Below are 24,105 nucleotides of genomic sequence, written 5' to 3'. Positions count from 1 at the left end.
TCTCCCATGGCTGATACATTCCATCCGTCCGATATTCCGAGTCTCCATCTCGTCGATCATCCGCTCATCCAGCACAAGCTGACCATCATGCGTATGAAGGAGACGGGGACGAAGGAGTTCCGCGAGCTGCTCTCGGAGATTGCCATGCTCATGGCATATGAGATCACGCGCGATTTCCCGCTGCGCGATGTGGAGATCGAGACGCCCGTCGCACGCTGTCATGCGAAGATGCTCGAGGGCAAGAAGCTCGGCATCGTGCCCATCCTGCGCGCAGGGCTCGGCATGCTCGACGGCATATTGACCCTCGTACCTGCCGCGCGCGTGGGGCATATCGGACTCTACCGCGACCCCGAGACACTTGCGCCTGTCGAGTACTACGCAAAGCTGCCGAGCGGTGTCGAGGATCGTACGCTCATCGTCCCCGACCCCATGCTCGCTACGGGCGGCAGTGCGTCGGCGGCACTCACCATGCTCAAGGAAAAGGGCGCACGCAGCATCATCCTCATGTGCCTCGTCTCCGCGCCCGAGGGCATTCGTCGCGTGGCTGCCGATCATCCCGACGTGCCGATCTATGTCGCAGCCGTCGATGAACGCCTCAACGATCACGGCTACATCGTGCCGGGTCTCGGCGACGCAGGCGATCGCATCTTCGGGACACTGTAATAAACATAATGCAAAAGACGACTGCCTGCGCAGTCGTCTTTTGCATTATGGAGTATGAGTTACTCTTATCCCAAAATGTTGACGAAAAATGTATATGGATAATTAGGCAGCAAAGACTTCTTATGATATAGAAATGTGGTGAACAATCTCCGTCATATCTTCTGGTAAGGGGGCTGTGATGGTCAGACCTTCATGTGTGCACGGCTGGCTGAGTGTGAGCTGTGTCGAGTGTAGGGCGTGACGGGTGATTCGTTCCGTATTGCCGCCGTAGAGATCATCGCCGAGCAGCGGATACCCGAGGTGGGCGAGGTGGACACGGATCTGGTGGGTACGTCCCGTTTCGAGGCGCAGTCGCAAAAGGGTATGTTCTCCGTTCGTCCACACCATTTCATAATGTGTGCGCGCGGGCTTTCCATCGGGCGCGACATGGCGCAAGATGATGCTCGGCAGGGCGCGTGCAATCGGCGCATCGATCGTGCCTGACGTAGGTGTAATCGCTCCCTCGATCAGCGCCAGATACGTTCGCTCAAGTGTATGTGTACGCGCAATCTGATGCTGCACCTCGGGACGCTTGGCGATGAGGAGCAGCCCTGAGGTGTTGCGGTCGAGGCGGTGGCAGGGGTGAAAGTCGAGAGAGATACCACGCGCGGTATAGAGTCCCAGCACGGCGTTTGCAACGGTGCCGTGTGCCTCCTTTGTCGTCGGATGGACGAGTTGCCCCGCAGGCTTGTCGATGACGAGGAGATCGTTGTCCTCATAGACAATGGAGAGCGGTAGCTGCTCCGGTGTGATGGAGGAGACGATGGGCAGTTCGTAGGAGACAATATCACCCGCACGCAGCATCGTGCGCGCAGCAATCGCGGGGACGCCGTTCACGGCGAATGTTCCGCTGTGTTTGATCCGTTTCCAGAGCCCCGAGGAAATGCCGCGCGTGCGCATCAGGTACGCCTTTGCGGGGCATGTTTCATCCGCGTGCAGGTCGACTGTGATTTCCATCACTCGCTCTGTTTCTGCTCCTGACGGCGCAGGGCGAGGATGATGCGGAAAGAGACGGAGAGGATGATGGCAATGACAGTCGCGAGCGACATACCGCGCAGTGTGACCGTGCCGATGGTGAGGCTTGCCGTCGAGACACCGACACCCATGACGATCGAGGTGAGGAGGAGATTCATCGGATTGTTGTAGTCCACCTTCGCCTCGACAAGGATACGGATGCCCGAGGCGGCGATGACGCCGAAGAGCAGCATGGAGACGCCGCCCATGACGGGCGTCGGGATGCTCTGGATGAGCGCGGCGAGCTTGCCGAGACAGGAGAGCAGGATTGCAAAGATCGCTGCGCCGCCGATGACCCACGTGGAGTAAACCTTTGTGATGGCGAGCACGCCGATGTTCTCGCCGTAGGTCGTGTTCGGTGTCGAGCCGAAGAAGCCCGAGAAGATGGTCGAGACGCCGTTTCCGAGGAGGGAGCGATCAAGCCCCGGATCCTTTGCGAGGTTGCGTCCGACAATATTGCCCGTGACAATGAGGTGGCCGATGTGCTCCACGATGACGACAATGGAGGCGGGCAGGATGATGAGGATGGCACGCAGGTCGAACTCCGGCGTGTAGATCGTCGGTATCGCGAGCCACGGCGCGCTCTCAACGTGCGAGAGATCGACGATGCCAACGGCAAAGGCGATGATGTAGCCCGCGACAACGCCGATGAGAATCGGAATGATGGAGAGGAAGCCGCGGAACGCCATCGAGGCGAAGATTGTGATGGCGAGGGTTGCGATCGAGACGAAGATGACGGTTGCGTCGGTATTTTCTCCCGTCAGCCCTGCCATGCCCGCCGCCGTCGGCATTAGCTCGAGTCCAATGACGGCGACGATTGCGCCCATCGAGGCGGGCGGGAAGATGACGTCGATCCAGCTCGTTCCGATCGTATGCACGATGAAGCTGACAATGCAGAAGACGATGCCGACGACGATGAAACCGCCGAGTGCTGCCTCGTAGCTGTACTCGGAGAGGACGAGGAAGACGGGGGAGAGGAAGGCGAAGCTCGAGCCGAGATAGGCGGGAATCTTGCCCTTGCAGAGGATGAGGTAGAACAGTGTGCCGATGCCGTTGAAGAGCAGCACGGTCGCGGGGTTGACGTGAAAGAGGATCGGCACGAGCACGGTCGAGCCGAACATCGCGAAGAGATGCTGCAGGGAGAGCGGGATGGTGGTGAGGAGCGGCGGGCGCTCCGTGGTATCAATGACCTTTTGGGACATGGTGAATCACTCCGTTTCAGATGGGTAAAATATTTTATGAAAGAAATCCTGCGTCTGCTGCAGGCGTTCCTATGATACCACAGTCAGCGGTGGGGAACAATCATCATTTCATAGGTCGTGCTTTGTACTTGCAGTTTTTTGTAGAATTCGGTAAGATAGTCCTATGAAATGAAATAAGGACGTGAATTATGAAGTATCCGATGAAACTCATTGCGCCGCTGAAGGACTATCTCTGGGGCGGTACGCGGCTCAGGGATGAATACGGAAAGGAAACGCAGCTGACGAAGGTCGCCGAGAGCTGGGAGCTTGCCTGCCATAGGGACGGCAAAAGCGTCATTGCAAACGGCGCTGCGGCGGGATGGACTCTTTCGGATTGGCTCGCGGAGGCGGGCACGGATGCACTCGGCACGCGTGCGGCGAAGTTTTCGTATTTCCCACTGCTCATCAAGCTCATCGATGCGCGTGACGATCTCTCCGTGCAGGTGCATCCAAATGATGATTATGCACTGCGCGTCGAGGGGGAGTACGGCAAGACGGAGCTGTGGTATGTCGTGGACGCAGCACAGGGGGCGGAGCTGCTCTATGGATTTGCGCACGAGATCTCAAAGGAAGAGTTTCGTCGGCGCATAGAGGACAACACTCTGCTCGATGTTGTGCGTCATGTGCCTGTGCAGAAGGGCGATGTCTTCTTCATCCCTGCGGGGACGCTCCATGCAATCGGCAAGGGCATCCTCATCTGCGAGATCCAGCAGAACTCGAATACGACGTATCGCATCTACGATTACGGCCGCATCGGTGCGGACGGCAAGCCACGCGATCTTCATATCGAAAAGGCGCTTGATGTGACCTCCCTTGCACCTGCTCCCGCGTATGCGTGCGGCAATGAGGTCGACATCTTCGCGGGAGCGAGGGCGCGCCTTCTGGCGGCGTGCGGGTATTTCACCGCCTATCATCTCACAGTGGACGGGGAATGTGCGCTTACTGTAAGCGAAGACTCATTCCAGTGTCTGACCGTGCTTTCGGGCAACGTACAGCTTCGCACTGAAACGGACGAACTGCAGGTACAAAAGGGGGAGAGCGTCTTCCTGCCCGCAGGATTGGGACACTGTGTGCTCACGGGCATGGGAGAGCTGATTCTCAGTAAAATATAGAGCAGAACAGGTAGGGCTTGACGGCTTTGTTATAATGAAACCGTTAGGAGAACTTTTATTAAGGACTCGCTGATAAATATGGCGATTCCTTACGAATGCCCAAAGGGAAGGTGAGACTCATCGAATTTCATGCCTTGACAAAGGAAGACAAGCCGCTGCTTGATCGATATTTTCGTGCGAATTACTATGAGAATTCGCATTTTAACTTTACGAATCTCTACATGTGGCGCGAACCGTTCCATGTCCACATCGCCGAGGAGGACGATGTCCTCTACGTTGTGAGCGAGTGGAAGGCGCGTGTCTCCGCCTTGCAGCCGTTTTGCGATTCCGCGCTCTATCCTGCGGCGACGAAGAAGCTGCTCGCGTACTTCGAGGAGATTGAGCAGCCGTTCCACATCTATGACATGGAACGCGGCTATGCGGATTTCCTGCGCAGCTGCGACTGCGCACACTTTGAGGTGGTCGCTGACCGCGACAACTATGACTATGTGTACCTTTCGGAAAAGCTCATCAGCCTCGCGGGCCGCAAGCTGCACTCGAAGAAGAACCATCTGAATGCGTTTCGCAAGGAGCATCCCGACGCGGTGTTCGTGCCGATTACGGATGAGATCGTAACGCTGTGCAAGCTCGAGCTGAACAGCTGGTACAAGCAGCACAAGCAGGAGGACGGGACCGTTGATCCGTTCATCGGCTATGAGCGTACGGCGATCCTCGAGGTGCTGAACAACTTCGCGGACTTCGGGCTGAAGGGCGGCGCGATTCTCCTCGACGGGCGCGTCATCGCCTTTACCTTCGGTGAGCAGCTGAACACGGATACAGCGGTCATCCACGTGGAGAAGGCAGACCCCGAGCTGCGCGGCGCATATCCCGCGATCAATCAGGGGTTCGTGGAGCACGCGTGGAGCCATCTGACCTACATCAACCGCGAGGAGGATATGGGGATCGAAGGGCTGCGCAAGGCAAAGGAGTCGTACAAGCCCGAGAAGCTGATTGAGAAGTTTAATGCGACCTTGGTCGGATTTGCAAACTGCACGTGAATATGGTAAGATAGCACAACGCTAGGATAACGCAGGCGCGTCCTTCGCCCCACATCAGCGGCGAGGGACTTTCTTGTTTATATGGATGATGCAATGTTATACGGGGGGAACGATCATGAATCACACGAAGTACACCAAGGGATACTATATGCCGCCTGAGATCCGTCTGGACTGGCTGCGCCAGGACGCGCCGGACAAGGCTCCAATCTGGTGCTCGGTTGATCTGCGCGACGGCAATCAGGCACTCATCATCCCGATGAGTTTGGACGAGAAGCTGGCGTTCTTCGATCTTCTCGTGCGTGTGGGGTTCAAGGAGATCGAGGTCGGTTTTCCTGCCGCGTCGGAGACGGAGTACGAGTTCCTGCGCCGCCTCGTCGATGACAATCTCATCCCCGACGATGTGACCGTGCAGGTGCTGACACAGGCGCGGGAGCATATCATCCGAAAGACGTTTGATGCGCTGCGCGGCGTGAAGAACGCGATTGTGCATGTCTACAACCCCACGTCTGCAGCACAGCGCGAGCAGGTATTTGCACGCTCAAAGGAGGAGATCCTCCAGATCGCCGTGGACGGCGCAAAGCTTCTCAAGAAGCTGACGGAGGAGGCGGGCGCGAACTATCGGTTTGAATACTCGCCCGAAAGCTTCACGGGCACGGAGCCCGAATATGCGCTCGAAGTCTGCAATGCCGTTCTCGATGTGTGGCAGCCCACGCCCGATCGCAAGGCGATCATCAATCTTCCCTCGACGGTTCAAATGTCGATGTCACACGTCTACGGAATGCAGATTGCCTACGTCAATGAGCGGCTGAAATACCGTGACAGCGTCGTCCTTTCCCTCCACCCGCACAACGACCGCGGCTGCGGCGTAGCAGATGCGGAGATGGGGCTGCTCGCAGGCGCAGATCGTGTCGAGGGCACGCTCTTCGGCAACGGGGAGCGCACGGGCAACGTCGACATCATCACGGTTGCAATGAACATGTTCGCGCTCGGTGTCGATCCGAACCTCGACTTCTCCGATCTCCCGCACCTCGTTGAGGTCTATGAGCAGGTGACGCGCATGCAGGTCAACCCGCGCCAGCCGTATTCGGGCGCACTCGTCTTTGCCGCGTTCTCCGGTTCCCATCAGGATGCCATCGCCAAGGGCATGAAGCACTGGGATGAGAACAAACCCAAGCACTGGTCACTGCCCTATCTCTACATCGATCCGAAGGATATCGGGCGCACGTACGACGGCGATGTCATCCGCATCAACAGCCAGTCGGGCAGGGGCGGTGTCGGTTATATCATGGAGCAGCAGTACGGCATCAGCATGCCGAAGAAGATGCGCGAGGATCTCAGCTACCGCGTCAAGTCCGTATCCGACAGCGGGCACAAAGAACTCCTGCCGGACGAGATCTACAAGGTGTTCATGGATACCTACGTCAATGTTGTATTCCCGTTCGAACTCACGGATTTCCATCTGAAAAAGCAGCCGGACGGCACGCGCATGGGCGACGTTCATCTCAAGGTGGACGGCGAGGACCGCACGTATGAGGCACGCGGCAACGGCCGCCTCGACGCCATCTCGAACGCCATGCAGGCAAATCTGGGGCTTCGCTACACGAACCTGACCTACAGTGAGCACGCGCTTGAGATCGGGCAGACCTCGCGCGCCATCTCCTATATCAGCATCACGGGCGAGGACGGCAATGTCTACTGGGGAGCGGGACTGGATACGGACATCATCACCTCGTCCATCCTCGCGCTCTTCAGTGCGATCAACCGCATGAAGGCAGGGCATTGAGAACGTGACCGACCTCGTTGCCGAAAAACTGAAGTTGCTGCCAGAGAGTCCCGGCGTCTATCTCATGAAGGACGCGCGCGGGAAGATCATCTATGTGGGCAAGGCAATCGTCCTCAAGAACCGCGTTCGGCAGTATTTCCAGAGCAGCCGCAATCAGGCGCCGAAGGTGCGTGCGATGGTTTCGCACGTTGCCGACTTCGAGACGATCATGACAGCGAACGAAGTCGAGTCGCTGATTCTCGAGGCAAATCTCATTAAGAAACATCGTCCGCGCTACAATATACGGCTCAAGGACGACAAGAGTTACCCCTATGTCAAGGTGACGGTGCAGGAGGAATATCCGCGCGTCTTCATCACGCGGCGCGTACTGCGTGATGGAGCGCGCTACTTCGGCCCCTATACGAATGTGACGGCGCTGCGGGACAGCTTAAAGCTCCTGAAGCGCCTTTTTCCTCTGCGTACGTGTCGGACAATGCCTGATCGGCCATGCCTTGAGTACCATATCAAGCGCTGTCTCGCACCCTGTGTAGGCAAGGTGGGGGAGGAGGATTACCGAGCGATGATCCATGCTGTTCTTCTCTTTCTCGAGGGACGGACGGACGATGTGGAGCGTGAGCTTGAGCACCGCATGGCACTTGCGGCGGAGGCGTACCACTTCGAGACGGCGGCGCGCCTGCGGGATCAGCTCATAGCCGTGCGCAAGGCGGCAGAGCGGCAGAACATCGTGACGGGCGCGGGAGATCAGGATGCGCTCGGCATGGCGCGCTCGGCGGCAGGCGTCTGCGTGCAGATCTTCTTCATCCGCGGCGGAAAGATGATTGGGCGCGAGCACTTCCTCCTCCGTGGGAGCGAGGAGGAGAGCGATGCGGACATCCTGCGCGCCTTCCTCGAGCAGTACTACAATCAGGCGACCTTCGTGCCGCGCGAGGTGCTGTTGCCGCATGCGATCGACGACGCTGCGCGTGCGATCATTGAGCAGTGGCTCTCAGAGAGAAAGGGCGGTGGCAAGGTCGCGCTCCTCACGCCGCAGCGCGGGACAAAGCGCGATATTGTGACGATGGCGACGGGCAATGCGGAGAAATTCCTCGCGGATGAGGAGACACGCCGCAGTCTCGCCAATGAGACTACACTCGGCGCGGTCGAGGAGCTGGGGCGCTATCTCGGACTCAAAAAGCCGCCGCGCCGCATGGAATGCTTTGACATCTCGCACAATCAGGGGCAGGAGACCGTCGCCTCGATGGTCGTCTTCGAGGATGGCATGCCGAAGAAGTCCGACTATCGCCGCTTCAAGATTCGGAGCGCGGAGGGCAAGCCCGACGACTTCCTCTCCATGCGTGAGGTGACGACGCGACGCTATGTGGGACTGCCCGAGGACGAACTGCCTGACCTCATCATCATCGACGGCGGCAAGGGTCAGCTCTCCTCCGCGCTCGAGATCATCCGAAATGAGGCGGGGCACAAGGATGTGCCCGTCGTCGGGCTCGCAAAGCAATTCGAGCTCATCTTTACAGAGGGGCATTCGGAGCCGGTCGAGCTGCCGCGCCGCAGTCAGTCCCTTTACCTCGTCCAGCGCATCCGTGACGAGGCGCACCGCTTTGCCATCACCTTTCATCGCAAGCTGCGCGGCAAGCGCAACCTCGTCTCCGTCCTCGATCACATTGTCGGTGTCGGCCCGAAGCGGCGGCAGAGTCTTTGGTCGCACTTCGGCACACTCGATAAGATCAAGGCGGCATCTGTCGATGAACTCGCCGCTGCGCCGGGGATGAATCGCCCTGCGGCAGAGGCGATTGTGCATTTTTTCGACGCACAGCGTGCGCTTCGTGGGAAAGATTAGCCGTACTTCCACCGCTATCCGGTACATTTAATTTCGTTGCGTCCTATCAAGATAGGATTCTCCCCCAAAAATGACGAACTGTATGATTGCACTGCAGTTCTGATTATTGTAGAATTATCAAAAAGATTTGAAATTGATGACATCTCGTTGAGGAGGTGTCGCACGATGATCATCTTTCAGCGCATGCAGATATGGGGTGCGACGCTTCTGCTCACGGCAGGGTTTCTCCTTGCAGCCTGCGGCATAGAGACGCAGAGCGTGCAGCCGGATGAAAATATCGTTGTTGTCTACAACTGTAATACGGATGACTGGACAGCTCCGCTTGCCAAAGAGTTTCAGGAGCAGACCGGCATACAGGTACAGCTTGTCAGCGGCAGTTCGGGCGAGCTCATGGCGCGTGTCCGCACGGAGCAGGAGAACCCGCACGGCGATATTATATGGGGCGGAACGACGGATGCCTACGTCGCACTTGAGTCCTATCTCGAACCCTATGTGTCACCCGAAAAATCTGCAATTCTACCCAATTTTGTGCGCGGGAACAATGCATTCTACAACATGGTTATGGATCCCTACGTCATCGCCTACAACAGTGATCTGGTGAGCGAGGCAGACGCCCCAAAGGGGTGGCGGGATCTGCTCGACCCAAAGTTTCGTGGACGCATTGCACTGGCAGACCCGACGAAGTCCACGTCCTCCTATGCCGTCCTCCTGACGATGATGGATGCCCTTGGCGGCGATACCACAGTCATCGGAGAAGTGGCAGAGCAGCTCGACGGACGCAGTACCGCCAGCTCAGCAGCGCAGATCAAGGCACTTTCCGATGGAGAATACGCCGTTACTGCAACGTTTGAGGAGGCTGTACTCACATACATTGCGGGCGGTGCCCATATGAAGATTGTCTATCCTGAAGAGGGGACGGCTGTGTCCTCGGGCGGAATTGCAATCATTAAAAATGCGCCGCACGCAGAGAATGCAAAGAAATTCCTCAATTTCCTGATGAGCCGTCAGGTTCATGAACGCCTCGGCGAATATGAACGACGCTCAACGCGTGCCGATATTCCGGCACCGCCGAATCTTCGTCCTCTTTCGGAGATTCGTTACATTTGGTTTGATACGCAGCGCGCCGTCTCCTTTCGGGACGAGTTCCTAAGCAAATGGCGCGCGGCGGTTATCAAATAAATCCCCATTTTCCCCCCATCCCCCCATTCCCATATTTTCCCCTTCCAAGACCGTCACGTTTCGTGGCGGTTTTTCCTTTGCTTTCGTTCCTTTTTGTATGTAAATATATTTTTTCTATTTATACATGATTTTACTTGACAGGAATTGAATTTATCCGTATTCTTTCTTTATAGTCTGAACATTAAGGAAGACTTTTGTTTTCCTCGTTTTTCCGTCGCTCTTTACTTGCGGCTGGAGAGGGGCTGCGCCATTTATGGGACGATATCGGATCAGCTATCAGAAGCGACTGCTTGCCTATCTGCTCTTTGGGGGACTCTTTCCGCTCCTTTTAGCTTCTGCGATGATCCTCTATGCGGCGGATCGTGTCTATGAAAATACGCAGGCAAAGGGCGGCCGTGCCGAGGTACAGCGCATCTCGCGCGAGATCGACAATCTTGTCGGCAGCTATCAGCGCCTGATGAACCCTCTGCTCGTGCGTGGGGAGACCATTGCATTTCTGCGTGGTGAGCGTGCAGATGTAGAGAACATCTACGGCGATCTCTATGCGATTCTGGCAGGACGTTCCGGCGAGGCAGCAATCTATCTCCTCTCCGCAGACGGCAGTCAGGTCATTGCGACGGATGATCTGCCGCGCGATTATCGGCTGCCGGAACATCTGCATTGGGGGCTGCTCGGCCGTGCCGTGGAGGGGCAGGACTGGGTGATTGCTTCTGCAGACCGCTATGAGGCAGATCGCAGGGAGACGGTCTTTTCGATGGCGCGTGCGATTCGTCAGGGGGAGGAGCTGCTCGGCTTTGCCGTTATCGATGTGCGGCGTGAGGCTCTTGTGCCGCTCATTCAGCGTGTGCAGGACGGCAATGAAGGGCAGATCATCCTGACGGATCGCTATCGCTATGTCATGATGGACATGCTCGATCATCACCGCGAGGGTTTTTCTTCCGTATTTTCCACGCCCGAGGAGGGGACGGCTTCGGAGTCTGTCTTTCGCGACTATGCCTACTCCTCGTCGGATACGGGCTTTGCCGTGCATCTGCGCCAGCGGCTTGACTCCGCACCGCTTGACTATCTTTTCCGTCTCGTGCTGATGGTGGATGCCGTCGCGCTCTGCATGACTGCGTATCTTGCCTATCTGCTGAGCCGTCATCTCTGGCGTCCGCTGCACAGCCTTGCGCTTGCCATGCGCCGCGTACGCAGCCGCGATGATTTCTCGGTACAGGTGGACGCGCAGCGCGGCGATGAGATCGGGGAACTTGCACTGACATTTAACAGCCTCGTTTCGCATATCCGCACGCTGCTTGCAGAAAATCGGGAGCGCGAGCGGACACTGCGCGTGGCGCAGGTGAAATCGCTCACGGAGATGATCAAGCCACATTTCATGTATAATACGCTCAACCTCATCAAGTGGAGTGCAAAACTCGGCGATAGTGAGGGGGCTGCCGACATTGCCGTGCAGCTGGGGAAGTTGCTGCGTGCCTCGGTGAGCATGAAGGAGTTCGTAACAGTGGCGGAGGAGCTCACCTTTCTCCGCACGTATCTGAAGATCCAGCAGCGCCGATTCGAGGGGCGCCTCAAGGTGACGGTGCGTGTGGAGTCCTCGGCATATGGCTGTTATGTGCCGAAGCTGATTTTGCAGCCCCTTGTGGAAAATGCGATACAGCACGGCATCGAGATGGCAGAACGCGGCGGATGCATCACGATCACAGGCGCGCGGGAAGACGGGTATCTCGTCTTTCGCGTGAAGGACAACGGACAGGGGATGAGTCCCGAGCGGCAGCAGGAAGTGCTCGCGCGGCGGGATGACAATCATTTTGGACTTTACAATGTGCACATGCGCGCGGTGCTGAATGGGGATGAAGTTTGCGGAGTTGAGTTGCACTCTGCGGAGGGGAAAGGGACGGAGGTAATACTGAGATTGAAGCACTGGGAGGAGGCTCCTCATTATGATTAAAGTGCTGATTATTGACGACGAGCCCATGCAGCGTGAGGGCATTATGCGCCTGACGCCGTGGGAGGATTTTGGCGCCGAGGTCATCGGTGCGGCAGGCAGCGGCATGGAGGGGATTCTTCTCGCGCGCGAGTATCGTCCCGATGTACTGATTGTGGATATCAAAATGCCCGGGCTCTCGGGGCTGGATGTGATTGCGCGCCTGCGCGAGGAGCTGGAAGCAGAGTACATCATTCTCTCAGGCTACGGTGAGTTCGAGTACGCGCAGCAGGCGATTGCACTTGGCGTATGTGCCTATCTCCTGAAGCCGCTTGACGATGAGGAGCTCTCCGCGGCCGTGCGTCTGGCAGCAGACCATATCAGGGAGCGCCGCGTTCATCTCCATGAAGCGAATGCTTCGGAGGTCATCGTCACACATCTCGATCTGCCGGAGGAGGAGCCGGTCCGCGGCTATCTCCTGCACGCTGTGCGCCATATGGAGGAGCATATGGCGGAGCCGATCACCGTGCGTGAGGTCGCGGATGAGCTGGGACTGAGCGTCAGCTATCTGCACAAGCTCTTCGCACGCTGCGGCACCTCGTTTAGCGCCTATCTCACGGATTGCCGCCTGCGCCGTGCGGGGCAGATGCTGCGTGAGGGCGATGAGAAGATCTATGCGATTGCCGCTGCCTGCGGCTATCAAGACACGCGCTATTTCAGCAAGATCTTTCAAAAGCATATGGGCGTAAAACCAACAGAATATCGCCATGGTAAGGAAGCACTGATAAATTCAGCACCGCCATCTTAGCGCATCTTTTTGCCCGCACTTCGCCCTCGATCCTCCACAGAGCACCACTCTGCGTCCGGTTTGCCTCCTCGTTCGGACGAAAAAATCTACGCCAATCTGACGGGCTTCATTTTATCAGCGATTCCGTAAAAATTTATAAATTTTTTTCAAAACCCCTAGCCAAAATACAAAATATGTTGTAATATAATAATTGTTATTGGGTAGTAACTTATACATAAGTCTAACCTCCCGATACATCTGTGTGTTATGTTTTAATCGTGTGTATTATATTAAGGAGGGCTTCCCATGAAGACATGGGTTTGTACGGTTTGCGGTTGGGTCTATGATGAGGCAGTCGGCGATGCCGACTACGATCTCGCCGCAGGTGTGGCGTTTGAGGATCTGCCGGAGGATTTTGTCTGCCCGCTCTGTGGCGTGGACAAGTCTCTGTTTGAACAGCAGGAGTAACGTCGTCCATCTAGGAGAGCAACCCCGCGTATGCGGGGTTTTTTCATGCCAAAGAGCGCGAGCTCCTGAAAAATTTTGCTTTTCGGGCAAAAATCTCGTATAATGAACGTCATATTGTTTAAGGAAGCACTGATAAATTCAGCCCGATCATCTTGGCGCATCTTTTTCGCCCTCTCTGCGTCGACAAATCCTCCACATAGCTTTTGCTATGCGTCCGGTTTGTCTCCTTGACAGGACAAAAAATCTACACCAATCTGACGGACTTCATTATTATCAGCGATTCCTTGCTAACGGGGGATTTGTCTTTGGCAGAGCAAATTGAAATCAGCGTCATCTTCCTTGTCTATATGCTCGTGATGATGGGGATTGGCGTCTATTACTATCGGCGTACGCGTAATATGAGCGACTACTTTCTTGGCAATCGGAAACTCGGCGCATGGGTGACCTCGATGAGCGCCGAGGCATCGGATATGTCGGGGTGGATGCTCATGGGGCTGCCCGGATTTGCGTATGTGGCAGGGCTCAATGCGGGCTGGATTGCCCTCGGTCTTGCACTCGGTACATGGGCGAATTGGCAGTTCATTGCGGCGCGCCTGCGCGTCTATACGGAGCTTGCGAACAACTCGCTGACGCTGCCGGATTTCTTTGAGAATCGGTTCTTTGCGACATCGGGTGCACTGCGCATCGTGCCGGCAATCTTCATTCTGATCTTCTTCATTCTCTATACGTCTTCGGGATTCGTGGCGGCGGGGCGTCTCTTCGAGACGATCTTTCAGCTGCCGTATTTCACGGCTCTCATTGCAGGCGCGGCCGTGGTCGTCTTCTATACGCTTGTTGGCGGCTTCCTTGCCGTCTCGCGCACGGATTTCATCCAGGGCGTGATGATGTTCTTCGCGATCCTCGTGGTGCCCGTGGGTGCTGCCGTCATGCTCGGCGGCTTCACGGCGACGGCGGAGCTGATCTACATGGAGCACGCCTCGTTCTTTTCGCCGCTGACAAAGGTGGACGGGAGTACGCTCGGATTCATTGAATTCATTTCTCTCATGGCATGGGGCATCGGCTACTTCGGACAGCCGCACATCCTCGTGCGCTTCATGGCGATTCGTCATGCGGAGGAGCTGCCGCAGGCGACGCGTATTGCAATGGCGTGGGTGGTGATCTCGCTCTCCGCTGCGATTCTGGTCGGCATGGTCGGTGCAGTCTATCTCAAGACACCCCTTGAGGGGACGGCGGCAGAGACGGTGTTCCTCGCGATGGCGGGCGAGCTCTTCCCGCCCATTGTGGCAGGGCTGATCCTTGCGGCGGTGCTTGCGGCAATCATGAGTACAGCCTCTGCGCAGCTGCTCGTTGCGGCATCGGCGTTCGCGCAGGATATCTATCGGCGTAGCTTCCGTCCGAATGCACAGCAGGTGGAGCTCGTCTGGGTGAGCCGCCTGTCCGTGCTTGCAATTGCGGCGGCGGCGATCTACCTCGGACTGAGTCCCGATAATTTCATCCTCGATATGGTGGCGTACGCATGGGCGGGATTTGGTGCCTCGTTCGGCCCTGCGCTCCTCATGTGTCTGTTCTGGCGACGCACAACGGAACGTGGCGTGCTTGCGGGGATTGTGACGGGCGGCATTACGGTGCTCATCTGGAAGCAGTTTGCGCTCTTTGGTCTCTATGAGATTGTGCCGGGCTTTTTGCTCGGACTTCTTGCGATCTACATTGTGAGCAAGCTCGATCGGGAGCCCGCACCTGAGGTGACGGAGCTCTTTGACCGCGTAGACCGCACGTAATTATTGTGTTTGTTACTGCATATGCAGTGTTTCCGAGATACAATGTATTTTTGGTTGGGAGGACAGGATGTCATTTACGTTTACGCACGTGAATTTCAATGTGCTTGATCTTGCACGCAGCATGGACTTCTATGAGAAGGCCTTCGGCTTTCGTGAGAAGCGCCGCTTGGAGGCTGAGGGATTTACGCTCGTCTACCTCTGGGATGGCGTGACGGATTTCGAGCTCGAGTTGACGTATCTGCATGCGCGCACGGAGCCGTACGATCTTGGGGAGAAGGAGTTCCATCTCGCGCTCTATACGGACGATTATGCTGCAGCACGCGCAAAACATGCGGAGATGGGCATCATCTGCTATGAAAATGCGGAGATGGGCATCTATTTCGTTGAAGATCCGGACGGGTACTGGGTGGAAGTTTTGCCAAAAAACATGTGACGAATGCCGTTGTTTCGTGTATAATAGGGAATACATGTAACAGTCCGTAAAAGAGGGTGAGTTTGTATGGGGAAATTACGGGTGCTGATTGTGGATGACTCCAAGATCAGCCGCGTGATGATTGCTGAAAATCTAAGGGATACGGATTTCGAGGTCTGCGGGATGGCGGCGGATGCGGTAGAGGCACTGCGCCTTTACACGGAGCTGCATCCGGATCTTGTGACAATGGATATGAATCTGCCAGATGCAAATGGGTTGGAGTGCAGCAAACGTATTCTTGCGGCGGATGCGCATGCAAAAATTCTGATGATCAGTGCGATGAAGGATCTGAATCTCATCACGCAGGGAAAGGCTGTCGGAATCCGCGCATTTTTGCAAAAGCCGGTGTCGAAGTCGGATCTTGTGGACACGCTCCATCTCATCTGTGAGTCTGCGGTGAGTCAGGAGTCGGCGTTTCGTGAACTCTATGCCAAGCCCTTTGGGCGAGGTCTCCAACAGGGACTCGCAGGGCTTCTCGGCATGGAGGGGGAGGTCGAGATTGAGCCGTATGATTCGCGCTCACTCGATGTGAGCGGTGTTGCCGTCATTATCGGCATTACGGGATTCACGACAGGTCGTGCGATTTTCTATATGGATGAGTCTGTAATCAAGCTGTTCGCGATGCACATGCTTGGACGTGCATCTGTGGAAGAAGTCGATGATGTCGAGGCGGTGGATGCCGTCGAGGAGGCGGCGAACATCCTCGCGGGACGTGCCGTCTCGAAGATCAACAACGTACTTGAGGGAAAGGAACTGCGCCTGACACCGCCGGGGACGATTCATGGGTCTCAGGTGCATATTGTCAGCCCACGTATGACGACGTTCTGCATCAGCATACGGCTGCCAATTGGAATGGTGCGGATGAATGTGGGCTTTGCAGAGGGAGAGTAGTAGATGGATGCAAAACTGATCAATCCTTTTGTGGATGCCTTTACAACGGTCATGCCGATGCTGGGGTTCCCCGAGCCGACGCGGACAAAACTCTATGCCGCATCGGATCGAGTCAAGAGTCACGGGGTATCGATGCTGGTCGGCTTTACGAAGCAGATCCGCGGGAATGTCGTCTACAATATAAGTGAGGATACGGCAAAGTTCATCGCCTCTCAGATGATGATGGGAATGCCGGTGGAGACGTTTGACGAGATGGCACAGAGCGCGATCTCGGAGCTTAGCAACATGTTGACGGCGCACACGGCGACAAATATCACGGGGCTGGGACTCGACGTTGACATCTCCACCCCGTCTCTGAGCGTGGGCAAGGATTTCGATGTCAAGATCAGCGATGGGCAATACCTCGTTGTGGAGATGAATTTGAGCGGTCAGATGGTGGATCTCGCGATTGCCGTCGATCAGAATTAGGCTATGCAGGACACTTTTTGTCGGAGGGACGATTCGATGAAGGGTGCGGAGCAGGTACGTGTCTTCCTCGACGGGAGGCAGGTGGATGCTGCGGGCGAGGAGAGCCGCATTGCGCTGTCCGTTACCGGACAGCGTTTTTTGCGTGGTGAGAGCCACTATGTCAGCTACGATGATGCGACGTTGATCGATGGTGAGACCGTTCCGTCGGTTCTGCGGATCGGCGCGGCGGGGGTTATGCTCCAGCGTCGCGGCGTTGTACGCTGGACGCAGCATTTTGCCGCAGGTGAGGAGCGCTCGAGCAACTACCGTACGCCGTACGGCACTTTCCTCATCAAGACGGATACGCGCCGCCTGCGCATGCGTACATTTGCGGACGGGCGGGAGGAGATATATCTCTTCTATACACTCTATGTGGATGGCGTGCGTCAAAGTGATAATACGCTCGAGATACGGATCGAACCTATGTAAAGGAGTAATAACGAAGGTGGATATCAAGCAGCAGATCGAGCAGGCGCTCATACGCGCAGTAGAGGCAGCTGTGGCGGCGGGAGAGCTGCCGGAGGGCGGCGCACTCCCTGCAATTCTTCTGGAGGAGCCGCCCGAGAAGGAACTCGGCGACTTTGCGACGAATTTTGCCATGCAGTCCGCACGCGTCTTTCGTCAGCCGCCGCAGAAGATTGCAGCCGCGATACAGGCGCATCTCGCGGGTGACTGGCTCGATCGTGCGGAGGTCGCAGGCCCCGGCTTCATCAATCTCTATCTCAAAAAGTCGGTGATTGCCGATACTCTGCGTGCCATTCTTGCTGCAGGAGAGGACTATGGTACGCTGCCATCGCAGGATGCGCCGCGTATTCAGGTGGAGTACGTCAGCGCGAACCCGACGGGTCCTCTGCACGTAGGACATGGGCGCGGTGCCGCCGTTGGTTCGGCGCTTGTGAAGTTGCTGCGCACGGCGGGATATGCTGTGGACAGCGAGTACTATGTGAACGACGCAGGCAATCAGATGAATCTCCTCGCTGTGTCGGTGAATGCGCGCTATCTGGAACTCCTTGGCAAAGAGGTGGTCTTCCCCGAGAATGGCTACCACGGTGCGGATATCGTGGAGACGGCGCAGCGGATCATTGACCGCGAGGGGGATAGGTATCTCGCACTGCCCGAGGAGGAGCGTCTGCAGCTCTTTCAGGATGTCGCCTACCGCGAGAAACTTGCGGCGCTTGAGGAGGATCTGGCGGATTTCGGCGTGACCTTCGATCGCTGGTACAGCGAGCGCACACTGCATCCCGATGCCGTGCGTCGTGTGGTGGACACGCTGCTCGAGCGCGGGAAGGCATACGAGAAGGACGGCGCAGTCTGGCTGCGCTCGACGGACTACGGAGATGACAAGGATCGCGTGATCTTCCGCGATAACGGCGTACCGACCTATCTCGCAGCAGACATCGCCTACCACGACGATAAATACGAGCGCGGCTACGGACGCCTCATCAACATATGGGGCGCGGATCACCACGGCTATGTGGCGCGTGTCAAGGCGGCGATGGCGGCACTCGGACACGATCCCGAAGTGCTCACGATACTCCTCCTGCAGATGGTGAGCCTCTACCGTGATGGAGAGCTCGTGAAGCTGAGCAAGCGCACGGGTGAGACGGTCACACTGCGCGAGCTGATGGAGGAGGTCGGCGTCGATGCAGCGCGCTACTTCTTCCTCATGCGCTCGCTCGACAGTCAGCTTGATTTCGACCTCGACCTTGCCAAGAAGAAGTCCAATGAGAATCCCGTTTACTACATCCAGTATGCGCATGCGCGCATCTCGAGCATCTTCCGTCAGGCGGATGAGGCGGGGATTGCCGTGCGGGATGGGGGAGAGCTCGAGCTCCTGACGGACGAGACGGAAATCGCACTCATCAAGAAGCTCGCCTCCTACCCCGAGGAAATCGCGCGCGCAGCGACGGATTATGCTCCGCAGCGCATTGCACGTTACAGTCATGAACTCGCGAGTGCATTCCACTCGTTCTACAATAAATGCCGCATTGTCGGACAGGAGCCGGCTCTCGCCTCTGCGCGCCTCGCCCTTGTGCTTGCGACAGGGCGCGTGATTCGCCACAGTCTCGGCGTGCTCGGGGTCTCGGCACCGGAGAAGATGTAAGCGCCGCTTGAAAGGAGCGTATCTATGGATTTTGAACACATGTCGGAAGTGGACGCCGCCTATCACATCCTCGCGAAGAAGGGGACGCCCGTTCACTATAAGGAGCTGATCACCGAGGTCATCGAGGCGACGCACAAACCCGTACAGTCTCTGGCGATGGCGATCTCCGAGATCTACACGATGATGAACATGGACAGCCGCTTTCACTATGAGGGCGAGAGCAAATGGGGGCTGACGGAGTGGGTTCCGCCTGAGGTCAAGCGCTCCTCGTCCCGCGCCTCCTCCGCTACGGCAAAGACGGCGATTACGAAGGAGACAGCGCGCAAGAAGAAGCTCGAGAGCATTCAGAACTGATGTAAGGAGTGCGGAGGAACGGCATGGCAAAGTATATTTTCGTCACGGGTGGAGTGGTCTCATCGCTCGGCAAGGGCATTACGGCGGCATCGCTCGGTCGGTTGCTCAAGAATCGCGGGCTGAAGGTCACGATTCAGAAATTCGACCCCTACATCAATATTGACCCCGGCACGATGAGCCCCTATCAGCACGGCGAGGTGTTCGTCACCGACGACGGGGCGGAGACGGATCTCGATCTCGGGCACTATGAGCGCTTCATCGACATTAACCTCACAAAGCGTTCGAATATCACGACAGGCAAGGTCTACTCGACCGTCCTTAACAAGGAGCGCCACGGCGACTATCTCGGCTCGACGGTGCAGGTCATTCCGCATATCACGAACGAGATCAAGCAGCGCGTCTACGATGTGGCAAAGGCGGACAACGCCGACGTGGTCATCACGGAGATCGGCGGGACGGTCGGCGATATCGAGAGCCTGCCGTTCCTCGAGGCGATTCGCCAGGTTAAGAAGGAAGTCGGCAAGAACGACGCACTCTATATCCATGTGACCTTGCTGCCCTACATCGGGGCGGCGGGCGAGCTGAAGACGAAGCCGACGCAGCACAGCGTCAAGGAGCTGCGCGCGATCGGCATCCAACCGGATATCCTCGTCTGCCGCACGGAGCAGCCGATTCCGCGCGAGATGAAGGAGAAGATCGCACTCTTTTGCGATGTGGATGCGGATGCCGTCATCGAGAACCGTACGGCAGCGACGATCTACGAGGTTCCCCTCATGATGCAGCAGGAGGGACTCGACCGCATCGTGCTCGAGAAGATGGCGATGAACTTCGATCCGTCCAATATGGAGACGTGGGAGAAGATGGTCTTCAAGATCAACCATCCCACGAAAAAGGTGAAGATCGCCGTTGTCGGCAAATACGTCGCCCTGCCGGACGCCTATATGTCTGTGACGGAGGCGCTCCATCACGGCGGCATCGAGCACGATGCTCAGGTGAAGATCACGTGGATCAACGCGGAGGAGCTTGAGGCACCGAATGCCGATCTCGATGAGATCTTCGTCGGATGCAGGGGGATTCTCGTCCCCGGCGGCTTCGGCGACCGCGGTGTCGAGGGGAAGATCCGCGCGATCCAGTATGCACGCGAGCATGAGATTCCCTTCCTCGGGCTCTGTCTCGGCATGCAGTGTGCCGTCATCGAGTTCGCGCGTCACGTTGCGGGTCTCGCCAATGCGCACAGCACGGAGTTTGTGCCCGAGACGCCGCATCCCGTCATCGCCCTGATGGCAGATCAGCAGGATGTGGAGGAAAAGGGCGGTACCATGCGCCTCGGTGCATATCCGTGCATCCTCTCCGACGCGTCCCGCTCCCGTGCAGAATACGGCACAATCGAGATCAGCGAGCGCCATCGCCATCGCTTTGAGTTCAACAATGCCTACCGTGCACAGCTCGAGGAAAAGGGCATGGTCATTGCGGGCACAAGCCCCGACAACCGCCTCGTGGAGGTCGTGGAGATCGCGGATCATCCGTGGTTCGTTGCCTCTCAGTTCCATCCGGAGCTCAAGTCGCGGCCGAACCATCCGCATCCGCTCTTTGCAGGTTTTGTGCGCGCAGCGCTCGCTGCAGCTCCCAAATGAACGCACTCTTTTCGATCCTGCGTGCAGACAGCGGCGTGCATCAGCTGGTAGATTCATTGGGCGGGGAGCCACAGCAAATCCTTGCGCACGGCTTTGCCGGCTCTATGAAGCACGCTGCCGTCGCTGCTGCCTATGACAGCGCCCCGCGCCCACTCGCCATTGTGACGAGCGGGCGCGAAGCGCTGCGCGCGTGGCAGGAGGATCTGGCATCGCTCCTGCCTGAGGCGGATGTCTACGAACTGCCCGAGCTGGATCGCATCGATTTCGCTGCACCCGGTGCGGCAAAGGGGCTCGAGCGTTCGGCACAGCGGATGAACATTCTCGCCCGGCTCCTGCGCCATGAGCCGATCATTGTGCTCGCGGATATCGGGGCGGCGGCACAGAAGGGGCTCAGTACGGCAGAGTTTTCGCGCGCTGCGCTCTCCCTGCGCCTCGGTGAGGAACTGCCGCGCGATACGCTGCTCGAGCGCCTGACTGCGCTCGGCTATGAGCACGCGGCCGAGGTGGAGCACGTTGGGCAGTTCAGCGTGCGCGGCGGCATCGTCGACATCTTTCCCATCAACGCGCTCTCTCCCATCCGCATCGAATTCTTCGACGCGGAGATCGACTCTATGCGCGAGTATGATCCTTTGACAAAGCGCTCCATCAAAAATATCGGCACGGCTTCCGTCATGCCGCTGCGTGCAGCGGATGATGAGGGGGAGGCGTGCTTTTTGACGTATCTCGGACGAGAGGGAATCACGCTGCTCGATGAGCCATCCCGTCTGAGTGCAGCGCTTTCGGACGCTGCGCAGGAGGATGACATACGCGCCGCGCGCCTCTTCTCGTGGGAGGAGCTGGTTGTGGCGGGCGCGGCGGGACACGAAGTGTTTGCCGCACTGATGAGCCGCTCCTATCCCGCCTGTGCACCGACGACCCTTGTCGGCTTCCACATGGTGCCGATGACGGCATTTCAGCGTCAATTCGCCCTCCTCGAGAGTGAACTGCGCCGTTATCTTGCGGATGGGACAAGAGTGCTTGTCCTCGCAGGCGGCGTGGAGCGGGCGAATCTCGTCCGCGATATGCTGACGGGATGGAAGATCCCTGCAATTGTTCTTCGCAGGGAGGGTGAGGAGGTCAGGGATGCGGTAGTCGTGACCTCGGGGGCATTGCGCGCGGGCTTTGAACTGAGCGCGGCGAAGATTGCGGTTCTTACGGAGCAGGATATCTTTGGGCGCCACAAGGCAAAGCTGCGGCGCACACCGTCGGCAGGGGAGCGCATCCGTCACTTTCGCGAGATTGCGCCCGGCGACTACGTTGTCCATGTATCACACGGCATTGGGAAGTACCTCGGGGTGGAGACGCTCGAGGTGGCAGGTGTGCACCGCGACTACCTGCGCATTCAGTACGGCGGAGACGACAAGCTCTTCGTGCCGACAGATCAGGTCGGCCTCCTGCAAAAGTACATCGGCTCGGAGGGCGCAGCGCCACGCCTGCACCGCATGGGTACGGCGGACTGGGCGCGTGCGCGCGCAAAGGCGCAGAAGTCCGTGGAGGATATTGCCGACCATCTGCTCGAGATCTACAGCGCGCGCCAGCTCGCGAAGGGGCATGCCTTCACACCCGACGATGCAGGTCAGCGCGAGTTCGAGGAGGCGTTCCCCTACGAGGAGACGGCAGATCAGCTGCGCGCCGTTGCAGAGATTAAGCGCGACATGGAGAGCGAGAAGCCCATGGATCGCCTGCTCTGCGGGGACGTGGGCTTTGGCAAGACAGAGGTCGCCGTGCGTGCGGCGTTCAAGGCAGCAATGGACGGCTTTCAGGTCGCCGTGCTCGTGCCGACGACGGTGCTTGCCCAGCAGCACTACCAGACCTTTGCTGCGCGCTTTGCCGAGTTCGCGCCGAAGGTGGACGTGGTCTGCCGCTTCCGCTCCGTGCGTGAACAGGCTGCAACCCTGCACGAGGTGGCACGCGGGCGCGTGGACATCCTCATCGGGACGCACGCGATCCTCAATCGGAAGCGCGTGCGCTTCCAGAACCTCGGTCTCCTGATCGTGGATGAGGAGCAGCGCTTCGGCGTCACGCAGAAGGAGAAGATCAAGGAGTTCGCGGCGGGGGTCGATGTGCTGACGCTCTCGGCGACGCCGATTCCGCGCACGCTGCATATGTCGCTCGCGGGAGCGCGCGACATGAGCATCATCGAGACGCCGCCCGCCGACCGTCTGCCCGTGCAGTCCTACGTTGTGGAGAGCAGCGATGCAATGATGCGTGGCGCGATCGAACGCGAGCTTGCGCGCGGGGGGCAGATCTATTTCATCTACAACCGCGTGGAGAGCATCGACCGCATGCGCGAGCATCTGCTGCGTCTCGTGCCCGAGGCGCGCATTGCCTCGGCACACGGGCAGATGAACGAAGACGTGCTCGAGCAGGTCATGATGGACTTCTACGAGGGACATTATGACATCCTGCTCGCAACGAGTATCATCGAGAACGGCATCGACGTGGCAAATGCGAATACGATCATCATCTACGATGCTGATCGCTTTGGGCTCTCGCAGCTTTATCAGATGCGCGGGCGTGTGGGGCGTTCGGCAAAGATGGCGTTTGCCTACTTTACGTATCGACGCGACAAGGTACTCAGCGAGACAGCGGAGAAACGTCTGCAGGCGATGAAGGAGTTCGCCCAGCTTGGCTCGGGCTTTAAGATCGCCATGCGCGATCTCGAGATTCGCGGGGCGGGTAGTCTGCTTGGAGCACAGCAGCATGGGCATATCGCAGGCGTCGGCTTTGAGATGTATGTCAAGCTGCTCGAGGAAGCTGTTGCGCGCAAGCGCGGTGAGGCACCTGTGCCGCCGCCCGTGGAGACGGTCATCGATCTGCCCGTGGAGGCCTATCTCGACGGCGGCTACATCGATGATGCGATGCACAAGATCGAGATCTATCAGAAGATTGCCGCTGTCCGTACGAATGAGGATCTGGATGCACTGCTCGACGAGCTGATCGACCGCTTCGGCGAGCCGACAGCACCTGTGCTCGCACTCCTCGACATCGCGCGCATCAAGAACTATGCGCGCAGCTTTGGCGCGCGCAGCATTGCGGCTAAGGGGGAGGCTCTGGATATCGCACTGCCCGAGGGAGAGAAGCTGCCCCTGCCCGCGCTCATGCGCCTTGACCGCGCCTTTGGGCGGCGTGTTGGGCCCCTGCCGGAGGGAGATGGCTACCGCATTCGCTTGCAGCCGAAGGAGCGCAGGGAGATATTGGATACGGCACTGGAGATTGTGCAGATGGCAAGTGGAGAGTGAGAT

Annotated in this window: 21 protein-coding genes; 18 read left to right on the top strand and 3 right to left on the bottom strand. The window is 57.8% G+C overall.

What is annotated here, in order from left to right; translation table 11 throughout:
- Positions 1-6: 6 nt before the first annotated feature.
- Complete coding sequence (gene upp, locus H1B31_RS10825) at positions 7-663, top strand: uracil phosphoribosyltransferase (protein ID WP_185980326.1); 657 nt, start codon at positions 7-9, stop codon at positions 661-663.
- Positions 664-783: 120 nt separating this feature from the next.
- On the opposite strand, the gene H1B31_RS10820 is transcribed toward upp, so the two are convergent.
- Both H1B31_RS10820 and uraA read right to left on the bottom strand, forming a co-directional pair.
- The gene (locus tag H1B31_RS10820; protein ID WP_185981293.1) at positions 784-1,659 is read right to left on the bottom strand and encodes an RluA family pseudouridine synthase; all 876 of its coding nucleotides are present in this window, start codon (positions 1,657-1,659) and stop codon (positions 784-786) included.
- The gene (gene uraA, locus H1B31_RS10815) at positions 1,659-2,918 is read right to left on the bottom strand and encodes a uracil permease (protein WP_185980325.1); all 1,260 of its coding nucleotides are present in this window, start codon (positions 2,916-2,918) and stop codon (positions 1,659-1,661) included. Before uraA ends, H1B31_RS10820 begins: the two co-directional genes overlap by 1 nt.
- Positions 2,919-3,106: 188 nt before the next feature.
- Here uraA and H1B31_RS10810 point away from each other — a divergent pair, with 188 nt between their 5' ends.
- From H1B31_RS10810 to H1B31_RS10775, 8 genes are all read left to right on the top strand, one after another.
- Complete coding sequence (locus H1B31_RS10810) at positions 3,107-4,069, top strand: type I phosphomannose isomerase catalytic subunit (protein ID WP_185980324.1); 963 nt, start codon at positions 3,107-3,109, stop codon at positions 4,067-4,069.
- 95 nt (positions 4,070-4,164) lie between these two features.
- On the top strand, positions 4,165-5,106 hold the full coding sequence (locus H1B31_RS10805) for a DUF2156 domain-containing protein (protein WP_185980323.1): 942 nt from the start codon (positions 4,165-4,167) through the stop codon (positions 5,104-5,106).
- A gap of 115 nt (positions 5,107-5,221) precedes the next feature.
- Entirely contained in the window at positions 5,222-6,889 is a 1,668-nt protein-coding gene (locus tag H1B31_RS10800) for a 2-isopropylmalate synthase (RefSeq protein ID WP_185980322.1), read from the top strand.
- A gap of 4 nt (positions 6,890-6,893) precedes the next feature.
- On the top strand, positions 6,894-8,723 hold the full coding sequence (gene uvrC, locus H1B31_RS10795) for an excinuclease ABC subunit UvrC (protein ID WP_185980321.1): 1,830 nt from the start codon (positions 6,894-6,896) through the stop codon (positions 8,721-8,723).
- Positions 8,724-8,888: 165 nt separating this feature from the next.
- On the top strand, positions 8,889-9,902 hold the full coding sequence (locus H1B31_RS10790) for an ABC transporter substrate-binding protein (protein WP_185980320.1): 1,014 nt from the start codon (positions 8,889-8,891) through the stop codon (positions 9,900-9,902).
- Positions 9,903-10,155: 253 nt separating this feature from the next.
- Positions 10,156-11,850 carry a cache domain-containing sensor histidine kinase gene (locus tag H1B31_RS10785; protein WP_185980319.1) on the top strand — a complete coding sequence of 565 codons (1,695 nt, stop codon included), beginning with the start codon at positions 10,156-10,158 and terminating at the stop codon, positions 11,848-11,850.
- Entirely contained in the window at positions 11,843-12,634 is a 792-nt protein-coding gene (locus tag H1B31_RS10780; RefSeq protein ID WP_185980318.1) for a response regulator transcription factor, read from the top strand. The genes H1B31_RS10785 and H1B31_RS10780 overlap by 8 nt, the downstream gene beginning before the upstream one ends.
- Before the next feature lie 285 nt (positions 12,635-12,919).
- Entirely contained in the window at positions 12,920-13,081 is a 162-nt protein-coding gene (locus tag H1B31_RS10775) for a rubredoxin (RefSeq protein ID WP_009441845.1), read from the top strand.
- 118 nt (positions 13,082-13,199) lie between these two features.
- Here H1B31_RS10775 and H1B31_RS11515 read toward each other — a convergent pair whose 3' ends face one another.
- A complete protein-coding gene (locus H1B31_RS11515) occupies positions 13,200-13,325 on the bottom strand; it encodes a secretion protein HlyD (protein ID WP_226372168.1) in 126 nt (41 codons plus the stop codon).
- 61 nt (positions 13,326-13,386) lie between these two features.
- On the opposite strand from H1B31_RS11515, the gene putP reads away from it, so the two are divergent.
- From putP to mfd, 9 genes are all read left to right on the top strand, one after another.
- Positions 13,387-14,859, top strand: coding sequence for a sodium/proline symporter PutP (putP, locus tag H1B31_RS10770; protein ID WP_185980317.1), 1,473 nt, complete (start codon positions 13,387-13,389; stop codon positions 14,857-14,859).
- A 67-nt stretch (positions 14,860-14,926) separates the two neighbouring features.
- Complete coding sequence (locus H1B31_RS10765; RefSeq protein WP_009441842.1) at positions 14,927-15,292, top strand: VOC family protein; 366 nt, start codon at positions 14,927-14,929, stop codon at positions 15,290-15,292.
- A 66-nt stretch (positions 15,293-15,358) separates the two neighbouring features.
- Positions 15,359-16,222: a response regulator gene (locus tag H1B31_RS10760; protein WP_185980316.1), complete on the top strand. Its 864-nt coding sequence runs from the start codon at positions 15,359-15,361 to the stop codon at positions 16,220-16,222.
- Between the two features lie 3 nt (positions 16,223-16,225).
- Entirely contained in the window at positions 16,226-16,690 is a 465-nt protein-coding gene (locus H1B31_RS10755; RefSeq protein WP_185980315.1) for a chemotaxis protein CheX, read from the top strand.
- A 36-nt stretch (positions 16,691-16,726) separates the two neighbouring features.
- The gene (locus H1B31_RS10750) at positions 16,727-17,158 is read left to right on the top strand and encodes a YwiB family protein (protein WP_185980314.1); all 432 of its coding nucleotides are present in this window, start codon (positions 16,727-16,729) and stop codon (positions 17,156-17,158) included.
- Positions 17,159-17,174: 16 nt separating this feature from the next.
- On the top strand, positions 17,175-18,833 hold the full coding sequence (gene argS / locus H1B31_RS10745; protein WP_185980313.1) for an arginine--tRNA ligase: 1,659 nt from the start codon (positions 17,175-17,177) through the stop codon (positions 18,831-18,833).
- A 24-nt stretch (positions 18,834-18,857) separates the two neighbouring features.
- A complete protein-coding gene (gene rpoE / locus H1B31_RS10740; RefSeq protein WP_185980312.1) occupies positions 18,858-19,187 on the top strand; it encodes a DNA-directed RNA polymerase subunit delta in 330 nt (109 codons plus the stop codon).
- Between the two features lie 23 nt (positions 19,188-19,210).
- On the top strand, positions 19,211-20,821 hold the full coding sequence (locus H1B31_RS10735; protein WP_185980311.1) for a CTP synthase: 1,611 nt from the start codon (positions 19,211-19,213) through the stop codon (positions 20,819-20,821).
- Positions 20,818-24,102, top strand: coding sequence for a transcription-repair coupling factor (gene mfd, locus H1B31_RS10730; protein WP_185980310.1), 3,285 nt, complete (start codon positions 20,818-20,820; stop codon positions 24,100-24,102). The genes H1B31_RS10735 and mfd overlap by 4 nt, the downstream gene beginning before the upstream one ends.
- Positions 24,103-24,105 lie beyond the last annotated feature (3 nt).

The organism is Selenomonas timonae, assembly GCF_014250475.1.
Classification (GTDB): domain Bacteria; phylum Bacillota; class Negativicutes; order Selenomonadales; family Selenomonadaceae; genus Centipeda; species Centipeda timonae.
The sequence above is the reverse complement of the archived record's forward strand: the minus strand, read 5'-3'. Positions and strand labels throughout refer to the sequence as shown.